At 61.2% G+C, this 17,355-nt stretch carries 11 protein-coding genes; 8 read left to right on the top strand and 3 right to left on the bottom strand.

The window, feature by feature from the left end; translation table 11 throughout:
* The 3 genes from SGJ19_25235 to SGJ19_25225 all read left to right on the top strand — a co-directional run.
* The coding region (locus tag SGJ19_25235) for a sigma-70 family RNA polymerase sigma factor (GenBank protein MDZ4783565.1) at positions 1-330 on the top strand (330 nt) is incomplete at its 5' end.
* Positions 327-839, top strand: coding sequence for a zf-HC2 domain-containing protein (locus SGJ19_25230; GenBank protein MDZ4783564.1), 513 nt, complete (start codon positions 327-329; stop codon positions 837-839). The genes SGJ19_25235 and SGJ19_25230, both read left to right, overlap by 4 nt.
* Positions 840-872: 33 nt before the next feature.
* Positions 873-1,646 carry a secretin N-terminal domain-containing protein gene (locus SGJ19_25225; protein MDZ4783563.1) on the top strand — a complete coding sequence of 258 codons (774 nt, stop codon included), beginning with the start codon at positions 873-875 and terminating at the stop codon, positions 1,644-1,646.
* Between the two features lie 118 nt (positions 1,647-1,764).
* Here the strand turns inward: SGJ19_25225 and SGJ19_25220 are convergent, their stop codons facing one another.
* Entirely contained in the window at positions 1,765-2,760 is a 996-nt protein-coding gene (locus SGJ19_25220; GenBank protein MDZ4783562.1) for a DUF1080 domain-containing protein, read from the bottom strand.
* Positions 2,761-3,287: 527 nt separating this feature from the next.
* Here SGJ19_25220 and SGJ19_25215 point away from each other — a divergent pair.
* Positions 3,288-3,683, top strand: coding sequence for a hypothetical protein (locus tag SGJ19_25215; GenBank protein ID MDZ4783561.1), 396 nt, complete (start codon positions 3,288-3,290; stop codon positions 3,681-3,683).
* A 28-nt stretch (positions 3,684-3,711) separates the two neighbouring features.
* Here the strand turns inward: SGJ19_25215 and kdsB are convergent, their stop codons facing one another.
* Positions 3,712-4,488, bottom strand: a complete 777-nt coding sequence (gene kdsB, locus SGJ19_25210) for a 3-deoxy-manno-octulosonate cytidylyltransferase (protein ID MDZ4783560.1) — start codon at positions 4,486-4,488, stop codon at positions 3,712-3,714.
* A gap of 299 nt (positions 4,489-4,787) precedes the next feature.
* On the opposite strand from kdsB, the gene glmS reads away from it, so the two are divergent.
* The 4 genes from glmS to SGJ19_25190 all read left to right on the top strand — a co-directional run bounded on the left by glmS (position 4,788) and on the right by SGJ19_25190 (position 16,292).
* Positions 4,788-6,674 carry a glutamine--fructose-6-phosphate transaminase (isomerizing) gene (gene glmS, locus SGJ19_25205; GenBank protein MDZ4783559.1) on the top strand — a complete coding sequence of 629 codons (1,887 nt, stop codon included), beginning with the start codon at positions 4,788-4,790 and terminating at the stop codon, positions 6,672-6,674.
* 272 nt (positions 6,675-6,946) lie between these two features.
* Positions 6,947-8,497, top strand: a complete 1,551-nt coding sequence (locus tag SGJ19_25200; GenBank protein ID MDZ4783558.1) for a hypothetical protein — start codon at positions 6,947-6,949, stop codon at positions 8,495-8,497.
* A gap of 299 nt (positions 8,498-8,796) precedes the next feature.
* Positions 8,797-11,025, top strand: coding sequence for a LamG-like jellyroll fold domain-containing protein (locus SGJ19_25195; protein MDZ4783557.1), 2,229 nt, complete (start codon positions 8,797-8,799; stop codon positions 11,023-11,025).
* Between the two features lie 191 nt (positions 11,026-11,216).
* Positions 11,217-16,292: a lamin tail domain-containing protein gene (locus SGJ19_25190; GenBank protein MDZ4783556.1), complete on the top strand. Its 5,076-nt coding sequence runs from the start codon at positions 11,217-11,219 to the stop codon at positions 16,290-16,292.
* Here the strand turns inward: SGJ19_25190 and pelA are convergent.
* The gene (pelA, locus tag SGJ19_25185; GenBank protein MDZ4783555.1) at positions 16,266-17,300 is read right to left on the bottom strand and encodes a pectate lyase; all 1,035 of its coding nucleotides are present in this window, start codon (positions 17,298-17,300) and stop codon (positions 16,266-16,268) included. The two genes, SGJ19_25190 and pelA, sit on opposite strands and share 27 nt — an antisense overlap.
* Positions 17,301-17,355 lie beyond the last annotated feature (55 nt).

Genomic DNA, 17,355 nt, shown 5'->3' with positions numbered 1-17,355 from the left:
GCTTCCCCAACCCTTGAACACCCTGCCATGCCTCATAAAATCCAACCGTCGCCCCGCCAACTCGTCGTCAATTCACCCACAGATTCTGGCGAAGACCCAGAAAATGAGGAAGTCGCCAGGGCGGTCGCGGCGCTCGACGCGTTACCACCGCGGCAGCGCGAAGTGCTATACCTGTTCGCCTGCGAAGGACTCAATCTTACGGAGATCGCCGGCGTGCTGAAGTGCAAGCACGACGCGGTAAAGATGAATCTATCGTTGGCGAGAAAGAAAATGCGGTCGATGTTCACCGAAACGCCGCACAACACTTGCGACGCGAGGGCGTCCACATGAGCACCGAACATTGCACGCGCCTTGACGACTATTTGAATGGCGATCTGCGCGAAGCGGAGCGCAGCGCCTTTGAAACGCATCTTGGCGCCTGCGAGGTTTGCCGTCGCGCGGTGGCAGTGGATCGCCATTGGGAAGGCTTGCTCGCGGCAGCGAAGCCAATTGCGCCGGCGACGCTAACGGAACCGATCGCGATCGTCGCACAACGTGAACGCCTTCGCCGTCGGACCATCCTGCGCGGTTGGGCAGTGATCGGGATCGCCGCCGGGCTGCTGGTCATGGCGTTTAACTTCTTCGATCAGAAGGCGGCGCTCGTTGTGCAGCCGGACGTCGAAGTTGCGCCGGTGCGCGTCGCGGCGGTTCCGGCGCCGCCCGAGGTGCGCATCGAATTCGCGGCGGAATCGCGGGTGATTGCCATGCCGCTCAAGTCGAAGAATCCGCAGGTCAGCATTGTTTGGCTGTACCCGGAGTTACGCGTCGCCGATCAGGCACAGGAAAGCGAAGCGAACTAACACACAACCTTTTCTCAATCGAGGAGATTTGACATGCGATTCAACGAACGAGCCAAGCTGCGCCGGTTGGCGACTGGCGCCTGTCTGATCCTGGCGGCCCTGTGCGGCGCAATGCCCGTGTATGCGCAAGAGGCCGAGCGTTCGGAGTTGAGAGTGTACCACTTGAAGTTCGTTCAGGCGCAGGAGGCCGGACAAACGATCGCGCAAGTGTTGCAGTCGGACTCGGATATGCGCGTCGCTGTCGATGTGAGAGCGAACCGCTTGATCGTCAGCGCGCTGCCGGAACTCCAGAAGCAAACGGAGGTGTTGCTGCGAGAGCTCGACCAGGCCAGCGAAGTCGCCGCGGAAGTATCATCGGCGTTGCCCCCAGTGACCGTGCGCGTCATTTGGCTCGGGAGCAAAGGGCAAGGCGCTGACGTGCCGCCGGGACTCGAGCCGGTTGTGCAGGAACTTGGCGACCTGGGCATTTCAAATCTGAGTCTGGTGGGACAGATGATGATCAACGTGGGAGATGCATCCAAGTCGTTCAACGTGGAATGCCGTCCCCAAGTGGGCGAAGATTCGTACCAACTCCAGTTCGAGGGAATTCAATCCGGCCCCAAGGACGGTCGCCCGATGTTCAATGTCAACATCGTAGGTCACCAGGTCGCGAATGGCGAAGTGATTGCGAATATCGCGAACATCTCGTCGACCGTCGAAGTGCCGTTGAATCAGTTTATCGTACTCGGTTCGACGTCTGCCGACGGTTGGGACTCGGTATTCGTGCTGCAACTCGTACCGCGTTCGATGGCAGCCGTGAAGAAGTAGCTTCTGTTCAGACATAGCGCGCGTAAAAAGCCCAGGGAAGGCCAAGCTTGACTGTCCCGATGGAACAGTCTGCGAGGGCCTTCCCTGGGCTTAAGCGTTGAAGCATCGCAATCGCGAGTTACTTCTTCTCGACGATCCAGATATTGCGGAAGGCCACCGGGTTGCCGTGGTCCTGCAGTTTCAGCGGGCCGACGCCGGGGGCTTCTTGCGGGGCGCCGCCGGGAGTTTTGTCCGCCAGTTCCATGTCGTCGTAAATTTTCACGCCGTTGTGCAGCAACGTCAGGCGGGCGTTCGACGTCTTCTTGCCTGCCGCATCGAATTTGGCGGCGGTGAAGTCGATGTCATACGTCTGCCAGGCGAGCGGCGGGTAGCACATGTTGACCGCCGGGGCCTTCATGCTGTACAAGCCGCCGCACTCGTTGTTCTCGCCTTCCAAGGCGAACGAATCGAGCACCTGGATCTCATAGCGATCCTGCACGTACACGCCGCTGTTGCCGCGAGCCTGGCCGGTGGCAGTCGGCATGAACGGCGTGCGGAACTCGATGTGCATCGTGTGATCTTTCATCTCTTCCTTCGACGCGCAACCGGACGCGAGCAGATTTTCTTCGACGAGCTTGCCGTCGACGAAATGATCCGTGGACGAACCGTCAAAGAGGACGATGGCGCCGTCCGGAGCTTCTTCCCCCAGCGTCTCGCTCTTGCGTTCGACTTTCTTCAACACGCTGGCCTTGCCGCCGCCGTGTGAGACATGCAGGGCGCCGTCCTTAACGACGCCTTGGCCGCCGTCGTCGCCGCTGAACACCGCCTGGCCGTTCTCCATTTTTCCTTCGGCGACGTGCTTGTCGTCGCCGCGCTTCCAACCCGCGCCAGGCAGCCCGCCTGGATAGGCCACGGCGCGGAATTTTCCATCGCCCAGGGCGAGGACTTGCACGCCGAACGGCATCGGCCCGTCGCCGGTGTTCACCTCGCCGACGTACTCGCCTTGGATGGCGAAGTCCGCTCCGGCTTCGTCGGCGCTGGTGAAGGTCGGCAGCCCTGGCTCCGCACTCCGCGCCACGGTCGCCGCGAACAGCACGCACAACGCGGCGATCATCCGCCCTGAATTCAGCAACATGCACTCGCTCCTGGAATCAAAAGTGTCTCATTGGTCGAGGCTTCTCGGAAAGGGCGCATTTTCGTTGGCGACAGAGCCCGCCGCAAGCGGCGCGGACGGGAATTTTCGTCCGTGTAGGGGCCGAGAAAGTGGACAATCGCCGTCTTGTCGGCGGGGGCCGTTTCTTAAGCACAGTCCCAATCGGCGCCGAAGAGAATCTCGCAATGGTCCGGCATTTACTGGCACCGATTATAAACGGCTTTGACAATGCAATATCGACACTTGCCCTCTGCTCCCCAACGTGCATCGAAATGTAGCGCGGGAGCTTCTCCCGAATGCCGTGATCCGGCGGTTAATTCGTCTCGCATCATCCAGTTGTATAAGGCATGAGCTCATTCAACAGATCCTGTGCGCTAAGCGGTTTCATTCGACTGGTCGTTGTATCGCTGTGTGTTTTCTGCTTGATTTGGGCAATCTGGTTTTACGGAGTTTATATTGGCTATGCAAATTACAAGACACGGGGTCACCAAGAATTCGCCCGGAATGGCTTGGCCCAGATTGCGCCTGCCGCACAAATGGACCACCTGTTTGACGACTGCCGGCACTACATCACGTACGAAGGTCGCAATACAACGAGTACCTGGAATGCAGTAGCGTTCTTTGGCGGCCGCTACGAATTGACGATGCAAGTACCCGTCGAGATTGAGTCCAGCCGTCGCGGTCGGATGAGTGGATCGCCAACGTTTTATTTGAACGAAGTGGAAGAAGTGTCCATCACTCGCTCGGGGCAGGTCGGCGCATCGTTCTCCAATAATCTTGTCTTCGGCCCAGCGGAATGGAAAACCGTCTTCGAAGCGGACGGGGATTTTGGCGCGGTCGGGTTTCGCATGACGACAGGACCGCCGATCAAGGGTTTCAAGGAATATGCTAGAGCATCGCGTTGACGCGCGCGCTATCGCGATGGTGTAGCAATCAACCACAGCGTCGGACGAAGTCCTGATACTCCTCCAACGTATCAATCCCCGGCGTGGCCTGATCGATCACACCGACCGCGATCGAGTGCCCGGCTTCCAGGACGCGGAGTTGTTCCAGCTTTTCAATTTGCTCCAGGCGGCCCGGTGGCAGCGCGGCGAGTTGCAGGAGGAAGTCCCGGCGGTAGGCGTAGATGCCCAGGTGCAGGTGGTAGGTGGCCGGCGTGGAGGTGAGATACTCGTCGCGCCACTCGCGCGCATGCGGAATCGGACTGCGGCTGAAATAGAGCGCGCGGCCGGACGCATCGAAAACCACCTTCACGCAACTCGGGCTTTCGATCTGAGCCCGCGTACGCATCGGCGTGGCCAGCGTCGACATCACTTTGTCGGGCTGTTCTTCGAGCATGCTGATCACACGGTCGATAGCTTCGCCGGAGATTTCCGGTTCGTCCCCTTGCACGTTGACGAGAATGTCAGCCTCCGGCAGTTCCCGAGCGACAGCGGCGACGCGATCGGTGCCCGAGGCGAGCGCGACGCTCGTCATGCGCACGTCGCCGCCAAACGCGCGGACGGCAGTTTCGATTTCCTCGTGGTCGGTGGCAATGATCACGCCTTCGGGGCGCGTCGCCAGGCAGGCGGCCTCGTAAGTGTGTTGCACGAGCGGCTTGCCGGTTTCGGAAAGCAGCATCTTCCGTGGCAGACGCGTTGAACCGAGCCGCGCCGGAATGACCACGAAGCTTGTCGCGTGAACTCGGGGTACAAACGCCGTAAGTGCCATCGCCGCAAGCCTCCCTGATGCCCTACGAATAGCCCATTTCGACGGTGGTGATACCACAAGCCGCCGGGGGGCGAGAAGAGCAGTCCGCGGCGTCGCGGCGGCTGGGGTGTCCGGCCGTGGGAGATGGGGGGATCGTAGTGACGCATCCACCGGGGAAACCGGCTTTCGAGCCAGCGGGAGTCACCCATACGGGGACTTTCCCAAAGCTGCGGGATATATTGATGAGACAAAGCTATCCGTTGGCGGGGACGGCAGTTACAGCGGTTGGGCAGGCTGGTTTTCCTCGGAGTGCCAATTTCATGTGCGGCATCGTCGGTTACATCGGGTTTCGCGAAGCGCAGGACATTCTGCTGCAGGGGCTTCGCCGGCTGGAATACCGGGGCTACGACAGCGCCGGTGTGGCGGGCGTCACCGCGCGGGGGAAGTTCTGCATCGGCAAGGCCGCCGGGCGGATCGATAACCTCGCCGCGCGGCTCGTCGAGGATCCGGTCCGCGGCTCGATCGGCATCGGGCATACCCGTTGGGCGACCCACGGCGCGGCGACCGACGAGAACGCGCATCCACACTTGGGCGGCGACAACTCAGTCGCCATCGTCCACAACGGGGTGATCGAGAACTACCGTTCGCTCAAAGACCGCCTGGTGCAGCAAGGCTACATCTTCAACTCCGCGACCGACACCGAGGTGATCGCTCATTTGCTCGATAGCTGCCTGGAGCAGGTCCGCAATGCCGAGGCCGATGCCTTCGACGCCGACACCAGCGGCAATCCTTATTCGACGCCATTGCGGGCAATCCGCCGGGCGCTCGCACAATTGCAGGGCACGTACGGGCTCGCGATTCTGTTCCGCGATTATCAGGATGTGATTTTCGCCGCGCGGCTGGGCAGCCCTTTGGTAGTGGGCGTCGGCGACGGCGAACACTTCATCGCCAGCGACGCTTCGCCCTTGGTCGGCGAGACCGAGCGGATCGTGTATCTCAAGGATCACGAGATTGCCGTCGTCACCGCTGACTCCTTGCAAGTCAGCCATCGCGATCAAGGCGAAGTGCAGCACAACATCGAAGTGCTAGAGACGCAAGTCACGGATGTGGACTTGGGCGGCTTCGCCCATTACATGCTCAAAGAGATTTTCGAGCAGCCGGAATCGCTGCGAAACGCGATGCGCGGCCGCTTGAGCCTGGACGAAGCGACGGCCCACTTCGGCGGCCTCAATCTGCCGGCCAGCGAGCTCCGGAATGTCGAGCGCATCGTCCTCACTGGCTGCGGCACCAGTTGGCACGCGGCGCTGGTGGGCGAGTACCTGATCGAAGAATTCGCCCGCATTCCCGTGGAAGTGGAATACGCCAGCGAACTGCGCTACCGCAACCCGCCGCTCGATCGCCACACGTTGCTGTTTGCTATCACCCAAAGCGGCGAGACGGCCGATACGCTCGCAGCGCTCCGTGAAGTGAAGCGCAAGGGACATCCCACGCTGGCGATCTGCAATGTGGTCGGCAGCACCATCGCTCAGGCCGCGGACGGCGGCATTTATCTGCACGCCGGGCCGGAGATTGGCGTGGCGTCGACCAAAGCCTTTACGTCGCAATGTGCCGTGCTGACGATGTTGGCCCTGCACTTCGGCCGGCTGCGCCATATGAGCTTCGGCGCCGGTTTGCGGGTGATCGATCAGTTGCAAAAGCTGCCGGATTTCGTCGCCCAGGCGCTGGAAGAGAACGATCGCATCCGCCAGATCGCGGAGAAGTACTACCAAGCGGAAAACTTCCTCTATCTGGGCCGCCAGTTCAATTTCCCCGCCGCGCTGGAAGGCGCGCTCAAGCTCAAGGAAATCAGCTACATCCACGCCGAGGGTTATCCGGCCGCCGAGATGAAGCACGGACCGATCGCGCTCGTAGACGAAAACACGCCGAGCGTATTCTTGATTCCGCAGGGCCTGGTGTACGACAAGGTGATTTCGAACATGGAAGAGATCAAAGCCCGGGGCGGTCCGGTGATTGCGATTGTTTCGGAGAACGACGAGCACGCGGCGCATCTGGCGGACGACGTGATTCGCGTCCCCAACGTGGAAGACTTCCTCCAACCGATCGTCACTTCGATCCCGCTTCAATTGCTCGCGTACCACATTGCCGTCCTGCGCGGTTGCGACGTGGATAAGCCGAGAAACCTCGCGAAAAGCGTGACCGTGGAGTAGCGAGCTTTCACCGGCAAATCGTCGTTGCTCGTCAAGCCCAGGGAAGGCCCTCGAAGTCGTTTCCATCGGCAAAAGTTATCGGTGGCCTTCCCTGGGCTTAGCTGGAGTAAGCGCGTTGCCGTAAAACGCGCCGCTTGTGACGTATTTCACAAGCCCCCCCGAGAATTGTGCATTCCGCTAGCGCAATTCCTTGGCCCGCGCGCTAGAATGCGGGCACGCCAACCGCCACTTCGACGGTCTCATTCTGGCAGCCGTTCGTTGGAGGACTGTTCATGTCGCCCACACATCGTCGTGAATTCTTGACAGACGTCGGCCGCGGGATGCTGGCCGTCGGGCTGGGTTCCACCCTGGCCGCGGATCTCGGCTTTTCGACCGCCTACGCCGGCGAAGCCACCGAGCCGATGAGCTTCGGCGCCTATGACCCCCTCATTGATTTGCTGCAATCCACGCCCGCAGATCAACTGCAGCCTGTGCTGGTGCAAAAGCTGCAGCGCGGCGAGACCGACCTGCGCACGTTGATCGCCGCCGCCGCGCTGGCGAACGCCGAGACGTTCGGCGGACAGGATTACGTTGGTTTCCACACGGCCATGGCGATGTTGCCGGCGTTCGAGATGACGCGGTTGCTGCCCTCGGAACGTCAACCGCTGCCGGTGCTGAAGGTGCTGTATCGCAACTCGCAGCAAATCCAGCAATTGGGCGGCGCTTCGATCAAAACCTTGATGGCCATCCACGCGGCCGAACATCAGCACCACGCAAACCTGGGCGAAGAGATCCGCGACGCTTCGCGTCGGGCCGATATGGACGCTGGCGAGACGTTGTTCAGCGAACTGACCGACGCCTCGTTGGATGAAACCTTTAACGCACTGCAGCCTGCCGTGCAGGACGACGTCAACGTGCATCGCTTCGTGTTCGCGCATCGTACGCGCGGTCTGGCCAATTTGCTGGGCAAGGAATATGCCCACACCTTGCTGCGGCAGTGCGTGCGCTTTTGCGTGGACAATGAACAACAGCACAAGCAGCACAATCATCCAGATCCGGAAATCCGCTCGTTGATGCCGAAGTTGCTGGATCAGTATCACCTCGACGGCCAACCGCTCGGCAAGCGCGATCCTGGCGACACCGCGGTCGAGTTGCTGGCGAACACCATTTACAACGGCCCGCCGGATCGCTCGGCCGATGCCGTCGCTGCCGCGCTGGCGGAGCGGATTGATCCCGAAGTGGTTGGCGAGGCGATTTCGCTGGCCTCGAATGCGCTGGTCCTCCGCCAAGGCGCCGACAAGTGGCGGACGCACGGCGATGCGGCCGGTGTGCATTCGTCCGACGCGACCAACGCCTGGCGCAACATGGCCCGCGTCACCGATGCGCGGCATGCCGCCTCCGGCTTGATCTTGGCCGCGTACCACACCGCGCAAATGGCCAACTTCCCCACGCCGGCCTATCCGACCGAAGAACAACGGGCGTCGATCAAATCGCGCGATGCGGCGCAACTGATCGCCGAGGCCGAGGACGCGGTCCGCAACAACGATCAAGGCCGCGCCGCCGCCGCGATCCAAGTCTACGGCGAGGCCGGGCACGCGCCAGAAGCGGTGTTCCAGTCGATGCTGCAATTCGCAGTCAGCGAAGACGGCCGCCTTCACGGCGAAAAATATTTCCACACTGTTCGGGAAGAATTCGCCACGACCCGACCGGCCTTCCGCTGGCGGCAACTCGTCGCCCTGGCCCGGGTCAACGCCAGCGCCTATGGCTACAACCGCGACGACCAACACGGCTTCAAAGCTGCTGGCTACGAAGAAGCCTGCAAGTTGCTGGGCGTTGCCGGCTAGTTTGCCCCGGGACGTCGGACGCCGGATTCGTCACGCGGCGAGTCCGGCTCCCTTGATGGACGCACTTTGACCAGGCAGGAGTTTCTTGGCATTCCCTGCAGATTAGTCGTTCATTTAGTTTGCATTAGCCATGACTGATGGCTATAAGTATTGCGTCGCGAGGGGGGCTTCTCGACTTCACGTGCGGCCGTCGCATCGATCGGCGGGCCGCAGTTTGAAGTTTGGACCGAACGACGATTCCGTCGGAACAGATCCCGGCAAACGTCTACTACTGGCCTTCGGTGAACAGGAGACACTCCATGAGGTTCGCGGTGCGCACATTGTCAATGATCGGCCTGTTATTGGCCGCCTCGACGTCCCAGGCGGACTTGGTCGCCTATTACAACTTTGATGGAGTCGAAGTCGAAGACTCCTCGGGATTCAACAACAATCCCTCGTCCGTGTTGTTCGGCAATTTCCAGGAAGACGTTCCGACGCAGATCGGTTCCGGCACTTCCTTCAACATGGAGAATCCGGGGGGCGGTGGCGGCGGCTTCTTTGTGCCTGATTCACCCTCACTGGACATGGCGGAAGGTCTCACCATCGCCGGGTGGGTGAACATGTCGGATGCCGCCAATTACTACTTCATCGCGGTGAAGGGACCGAGCGGCGAGGCTACCAACAACTACCCCGGGAATTTTGAGCTCCGCATTAGCCCCAGCGGGTTCCTGGAATACTTACACCAAACCGATCCCACTACGGGACTGTCCTTCTACAGCAGCACGGTTTCCATCGTGCCGCAGGAATGGCATCACGTTGCCGTCGTGGCTACCGTAGGCGCTTCGGTCGAATTCTTCGTCGATGGAGTTGCCGCGGGTTCCGCTGGCATGGCCGGACCCTTGCTCGTCAACGACAACCAGTTAATCATCGGCAGTCGCGCCGACGGCCACTCCACGTTTCTCGGCTGGATGGACGATCTGGCGATCTGGAACGAACCGTTGCGAAACGTTCAGATCGCATTGTTGGCCGACGGAGGTGGCCCGACGGATTTGCCCGAGTTCGATCCCGCCGACATCAATTCCGATGAAGAGGTCGATTTGCTCGATTACGGGATCCTGCGCGACAATTTTGGCACTGGCAACACCTTGGCACAGGGGGACATCGACAGGAATGGCGTCGTCAACGGCTTCGATTTCCGACTCTTGAAGAACCGCCTCGGCCAGAACGGCATCACCGTGCCGGAACCGTCGAGCGTGCTGTTGCTTTCGCTGAGCGCCGCGGCGCTGTTGCTGGCGCGACGTACGCGGAAGGGCGCAATCGCGGCCGCCATGCTGGGCCTGTTTGGAAGTTTGAGTTCCCCGGCGAACGCCCAACTCCTGCTCAAGGTCGATCCCTACTCCGGCGACACGACGTTGACCAATCGAACCGGCGCTACGTTCGAGCTGGACAACTACAGCATCGTCTCCGGCAGTGGCAGCCTCGACACCGTGGGCTGGGACAGTTTCACCGACGCGCCTGTGGCCGGTTGGGAGAAGGCGAACCCCCGCTCCAAGCAATTGAGCGAGATCAAAAATCCGGGCTCGACGACGTTAGCCGTGAATCAAACGATCAGTCTGGGAAAGCCGTTTTTGGCGAATGGCTACCGTGACTTGTCGCTGGAAGTCGTTCCGCAAGTGGGAAGCGAATTGGCCCCTTTCGTTATTCAATACGATGAAACGCCGACTTCTGGCAGTGAAATCCGCTTGCCCAATGTCAGCATTGCGGAAGTTTCCAGCGAGCTGGATACGGCCGCATTCAACCGGAACGCATTTCTAATGTTGACCGGCGCCGGCATGGACTATGCCACGGGAACGCACACAATTGTCCCCGACAATTTCATGTGGCTTTCCCACGGCAACGGCTTCGACGGCGGCGTCGACACGGCCCCGTTCGTGGTCTTCGACATGGGCGCCGTCACGGACGTGACCGACGTGAAGATTTGGAACTACAATGAGACGCTGGATGGTCGGCCGGAACTCTTGGGTCGCGGCGTCAACCTGTTTGATATCTCGGTCGCCGCGGATCTTGCTGGACCCTTCACGCCGGCCGGCAGCTTCAATCTGGACGTGGCCCCGGGCGTCGGTGACGCTGACTTCTCGGAGACGATCGCTCTCGACCGCGACGGCATTCGCTTTGTGCGGTTTGACGTTCGCTCCAACCACAATGGGGTGACGTACCCAGCCAATGGTACGGAACCTGATGCCGCGTTCGCGGGGTTGAGCGAAGTTCAGTTCTTTGGAATCGCTGCGGCCTCTGGGCCCTTGGGCGATACGGACGGCGACGCCGACGTCGATATCACCGACCTGAACAACGTTCGCAACAACTTCTCCGGCAACGGGCTCGGCGATACCGACAACGACAACGATGTCGACATCACCGACTTGAACAACGTCCGCAACAACTTCGGGGCCGGCCAGCCTGGTGCGGCCGCGGTTCCGGAACCGGGTAGCTTGATTTTGGCTCTTTGCCTGGGCGTCGGCGCTCTCGCCACGCGGCGTCGTCTCGCTTAATCTGAAGGGGGACGATGGGCCGGCGCGTTGCGTCCGGCCCATCGCCTTCCAGCTTTCGGATTCGATTTCTTGTTAAGCTGAGGACGGGTGGGCGTCTGCGCTCATCCCGGGGGAACCTTCGCTTAGCGATTCTTGCGCGCCGGCGAGCGCGCTCCGCGGGGACTTGCGACTTTTTACTGGGAGTGAACTCCATGCGCCGGCGTCGGATCAATTTGGAATCTCTCGAACAACGTCTGGCGCTCGACAGCACCGTCGTGTTCAACGAGTTGATGTATCATCCCACCGACGCCGATGAACAGTTGGAATGGGTCGAACTGCACAACCAGATGGCCGTCGACATGGACCTGTCGAACTGGCGTCTCGATGGCGGCATTCAGTTCACCTTCGCGGAAAGCACTTTCCTGAGCGGCGGCGATTACCTCGTTATTGCCCGCAATCCCGCGGCGCTCGCGGCCTCAGGACAGTTTGCCGGAGCGCTGGGGCCGTTCACGGGGAAATTGTCCAACAACGGCGACACGCTCGAGCTGATCGATCGCAACGATCGCCTGATGAATGAGATTGCGTATTCGGACGGAGGGCTTTGGCCCATCGCTCCGGACGGGAGCGGGACCAGCCTCGCGAAAATCAATCGGGATCTCGCCAGCGAGCCGGCGGCGAATTGGGCCAGCAGCGTTCGCGTGGGCGGCACGCCGGGCCAGGAGAATTTCGGCGTGCCGGGCGTGCCGACATCGCCCGACGTCGCGGGACTTCGGCTGTCGGAGGTTGCGCCGGTCGGCAATCAATTCTGGCTGGAGTTGGTGAACACCAACGACGCGGGCGTGCCGCTCAACGGCTATCGCATTATGTCCGGTTCCGGCGACAGCTATACGCTGCCAGTGCAATCGTTGGCCGCGGGAAACTACCTGACGTTGAACGTCGCCCAATTGGGCTTCCAGCCAGGTCTGGGCGAGGAACTGTTGCTGGCGGCGAACAACGGCGCGGAGATGGTGGACGCCGCGCGCGTGACCGAGTTTGGCCAGGCCCGGCTCGACGCGATGACCAGCGAGTTCCTGCGCCCGTCGGCATTGACGCCGGGCGGCGAGAACGTGTTTTCGTTGCACGACGACATTGTGATCAACGAGATCATGTATCACGACGCGCCGACGTTGGGCTCGCCGGCTACGGCTGGCGAATTCGGCCCGGCCACGACGTTGTTGCCGCTCACGGCGACGTGGCGCTACGACGACTCCGGTGCGGACCGTGGCGAGGCCTGGCGCGAGCCAGGCTACAACGACACGCAGTGGAAATCCGGCGGCGGCATGTTCTACTACGAAACGGCGCAGTTGAACGGTCTGCCAAAGACGACGCTGCTGACGCACGGGTTCATGACGTACTATTTCCGCACGACGTTTCAGCTCGATTCCGCGGAACAGTCCGTGCAGTTGCGGCACGTAATCGACGACGGCGCCGTGTTCTATATCAACGGGCATCGCTTCCTGGATTTCAATCAGGACACGCCGGACGCCGAACTGAACCATCTCACAGAAGCCACGGGTTCCGTCGGCGACGCGGTGATGAGCGATTTGTTCGTCATTCCGCCGGAATTCTTGGTGTCCGGCGAAAACGTGCTGGCCGTGGAAGCGCACCAACGCACCGTGGGCTCGACCGACGTCGTGTTCGGCGCCACGTTGCTCACCGCGGAACTGATCACGCCGCCGCAGCCAGCCGAGCCATTCGTCGAAAGTGCCGAAGAATGGGTGGAGTTGTTCAATCGCGGCGACGTCCCGGTGGATCTCTCCGCCTGGTCGTTCGACGACGCCATGGAGTACGTCTTTCCGGCGGGAACCGTCATGGCGCCAGGCGCGTATCTGGTCGTCGCGAGCGATCCCGTCGCACTCGCGGCGAAGTATCCATCGGCCCCGATTATCGGCGGCTTCGCCGGTTCACTGTCCAATACGGACGAGCGCATTCGGCTCCGCGACAGTGTCGGAAACCCGGCCGATGAAGTGCACTATTACGAAGGCGGGCGCTGGCCCGAGTTTGCCGACGGCGGCGGCGTGACGTTGGAATTGCGCGACCCTTGGGCGGACAACGCGTCGCCAGAAGCCTGGGCCGCGAGCGATTCCACCAGCCAGACAGAATGGCGGACGTACACCTATCGAGGCCTTGCTCAGGCCAGCAAAGTCGGTCCCGACGGGCAGTGGCAAGAATTCGTGATGGGCCTGCTCGACAACGGCGAAGTGTTGCTCGACGACATTCGCGTCGTCGAAGACCCACTGGGCACGAATCGGCAAGTAATTCAGAACAGCACATTCTCCGCTGGCAACACGGACAAATGGCGGATCATCGGCAACCACTACGGCGACGTCGTTGCGGATCCGGACGAGCCCAGCAACGAAGTGTTGCGGCTCCGCGCGACTGGCGAGACAGAACATATGTCAAACCACGCGGAAACGACGCTGAAGTTCGGGAACGAATTTGTCAACATCGTCAACAACCGCGAGTACGAAATCTCCTTTCGCGCCCGCTGGGTGGCTGGCTCCAGCCAATTGCATACCCGGCTGTATTTCAACCGACTCGTGCAGACGACCGAGATCGATCAGCCCGAACTGCGCGGTACGCCAGGTGCGGATAACACTCGTTTGGAAGAGAACGTCGGGCCCACCTATACGGAGTTCAAACATTCGCCCGTGGTGCCGGCGGCGTTCGCTCCGGTGACCGTGAGTGCGCGGGCCTCCGATGCAGCAGGCGTGGCGTCGCTGACGCTCTGGTATTCAGCCGCTGGCGGCGCCTGGAACAGCGTGCCCATGACCTTGGGAGCCGACGGACTCCATCGCGGCGTCATCCCCGGTCAGGCGGCCAGCACGATCGTGCAGTTCTACGTGGAAGGCGTCGACGCCTCGCCGGAAGCCGCCGTTTCTTCATTTCCGGCGCGAGGGCGAGAATCGCGCGCGCTCTACAAAGTCAACGACAACCAGGCGGCCACCAACGGTCTGCACAACCTGCGGTTGCTGCTGACGCAACCGGACGCTTCGCTGCTGCATCGGACCACGAATCTGATGAGCAACGATTGGATTCCGGGGACGGTGATCTACGACGAATCACAGGTGTTCTATGACGTCGGCATCCGGCTCAAGGGGAGCGAACACAGCCGCACGACGGCCGAGCGGCTCGGCTTCTCCGTGCAATTCAATGCCGAGCAGTTGTTCCGCGGCGTGCATAACACGGTGGCAATCGATCGCTCGGAAAGCACCGGCTTCGGCCAGCGCGAAATGCTGATTCACGCGGCCATGAACCACGCCGAAGATTTGCCGACCAAGTACCACGATCTCATCAAGGTCATCTCACCGCAATCGACGCACACGGGCGGCGCCGAATTGCAGTTGGCGCGCTATGGCAGCGACTATCTTGATTCTCAATACGAGAACGGGGACGAGGGCAACATCTACGAGTACGAGTTGGTCTACCAGCTCAACTCGACGGATGACGGCACTAAAGAAGGGCTGAAAGTGCCGTTCCCCGATTCGGTGGTCGGCACGCCGATTCGCGATATGGGCAACAACCCAGAAGACTATCGCTGGACTTACCTGCTCAAGAACAATCGCGCCGCAGACGACTACAGTCGCCTGATGACGTTCGTGAAAGGCTTTGCAGCGAGCGGCGGGCGCGATCCCGTCGATCCCAACGAGGTGATCGACGTCGATCAGTGGCTGCGCGGCTATGCCATCTCAATGCTTTCCGGCGCCGGCGACAGCTACGGCGGCGATGGTTCGCAGCACAATGTGATGTTCTACGAGCGGCCGAGCGATCACCGGTTCTTGTTCATGCCGCACGATCTGGACGCTTTTTACGACCTCAATCGTCCGCTCGTCCCCAGTTCGGAATTGCAGAAGCTCATGAACAGTCCAGCACGAGCTCGGGCGTATTACGGGCATGTGCAGGACATTATTAGCACCACCTACAACGCCACTTACATGGCCTATTGGGCGACAAACTACGGGCAATTGCTGCCGGCGCAACCGTTTGCCAGCCATCTGGCGTTCATCATCGCGCGCTCCAACAGCATCCTCGCACAAGTCAAATCCCGTGTGGCGGAGACTCCGTTCACGATCACCACCGCGGACGGCTTGGTCGTTGACGAAGCGACCGCGACGATTGGCGGCAACGGCTGGGTCAATGTCCGCGAAATCCGCCTGGCGGGAAGCGACCAGCCCCTCGCGTTGACGTGGACCGACCTCGACAGTTGGACGGCGAAAGTGCCGGCGCCCTTCGGCGAACACACGCTACAACTGGAAGCCTACGATTTCCGCGGCAACTTGATCGCTACAGATTCGGTCATCGTGGAAAGCACCGTCTCCGATCGGCCGCTGGAAGATTATCTCCGGATCTCGGAGATCCACTACCATCCGGCCGAAGGTCCGCCAGGCGGCATCTACGAAGACGCAAACTACGAATTCATCGAACTGGTCAACACTGGTCCGATTGCGTTGACGCTCGCGAATGCGCGCTTCAATGCGGGCATCTCGTTCGACTTTGCCGCTTCGTCCATCGCGGAGCTCGCGCCCGGCGCGCGGCTCGTGTTGGTGCAAAACGCCGACGCCTTCGCCAGCCGCTACGGTGACGCAGCGCCTGTCGCCGGCGTTTACGGCGGACGCCTCGACAACAACGGCGAACGCCTGCGCCTGGAGGATAAATCGGGCGCGAAGATCCTCGACTTCAGCTACGATGAAGACTGGATTCCCGAGACTGACGGCTCCGGATATTCACTCGTCATTCTGGACGCCGAGGGCCCGACGGACGCCTGGGAAAGCGGCGCCTCCTGGCGCGCAAGCCGAGATCTTCACGGCTCGCCCGGCTTGGAAGAACCGACATTGCTGGGGGACACGGACGGCGACGGCGAAGTCGGCATCACCGACCTTAACAACGTCCGCAACAACTTCGGCGGCGTCGGTCTAGGCGATACCGACGGCGATGGCGATATCGACGTCACCGATCTCAATAACGTCCGCAACCACTTCGGCGCGAGCGCATCGTCCCCCGCCGCCCGTGTCACACAGCAGGTGCCTTTGGCGCCGCGCTCGCGCATCCGCGATGTGGAAGCGGATCAAGCCTATTTGTTCGCGCCGCTTGCCAGCCAAGAGAAGGAAAGCTCGCGCGAAAACTCCTGGGATCGCGCGCTGCTGGAACTTCTGCACATCGAGGCGGGGCTGCCCTCTAAGCTGCGCGACGGGCATCAGAAACTTGTGCGATCCTTTGAGCCTTCATGGCTTGCCGGTCGAAACTTTTGAAGCCGCGATGCGGCGTTTCCATGCCGGCAAATCGACGTCCAGCAAGGAGGCGGCGTAGTAACCCAGCCAGGAGTAACCGGTGCGGCGCTCGTAGGAGATGTCGGCGAGGGCTCGGCGAGGAACTCCGTCTCGGCTGCAAAAAATCGGTTGATTCGTTTGAATGTCATAGAAGCGCGCCCACATCGGCGGCGCACCGGCGTCGCTGACGACGATCTTGTCGTACCCTTTCGCCGTGGCCGCGTCCTTCACTTCGACAACTCGGATGCCAGTCAGTTTGGATTCCTCGAACCAGCGCGTGGCGCCCTCGATGGCCGCGACGACGTCCGGACCGGGCGCCTCGATCTGTATGAGGAAGCGTACGATGCCGACGGACTCCGCGCCGCTGAGCGACGCGAGTTCATACGCGCGCGCCCGCTCCGGCGCGAAGGTCTCGTGATGGTGTTGCGCGCACCAAACCGTCAATCGACCGTCGACGCGAACCTGGCATTTCAGGATACATTCGACGCCGCGCAGTTCGGCCTGCCTGCATGGCTCGCGAAGTTCGCTCGCAATCAGCGAAAACGGATCGTTTCCCGCGGCAACGTCGTGCATCAGCTTCAACACGCCGATCATGGCGTTGTCGTTGAACGTGATGTACCGGGCGTAACCTTCCGCAGCGGGGAAACGTTGAGGCCAGCCGCCGTTCGTGTACTGAGCGCGCAACAGATACTCAATACCCTTCAATGCGGCGACTCGGAAGCGGTCGTCGTGAGCGGCTTGATATGCGGCGGCGAGCAGTCGCACTTCTGTGTACGTCGCGCTATTGTCGATCGTGGCGTCGTTCTTGTCGCGGTCGCCCTCTGCGGCTCGCAGTTGCAGCTCCGTCAGCGGTTCAGCACGGTCGTAATTCTTCGGCCATCCGCCGGTCGCGCGTTGATATGACAGAATGGTTTCGGCGACGCGCAGTTGTTCCGCAACCTCGTCCGCCGTGGCTCCGCCCTCAGCCGCATCGCGAACGTCCTGGGGCATCGCAAATTGTGCCATCCGCGTGTTTGCCGCCGAATGAAGCGAGGGGAATCTCGTG

Source organism: Planctomycetia bacterium (assembly GCA_034440135.1).
Classification (GTDB): Bacteria; Planctomycetota; Planctomycetia; order Pirellulales; family JALHLM01; genus JALHLM01.
This window is presented reverse-complemented; position numbering and strand designations above follow the sequence as displayed.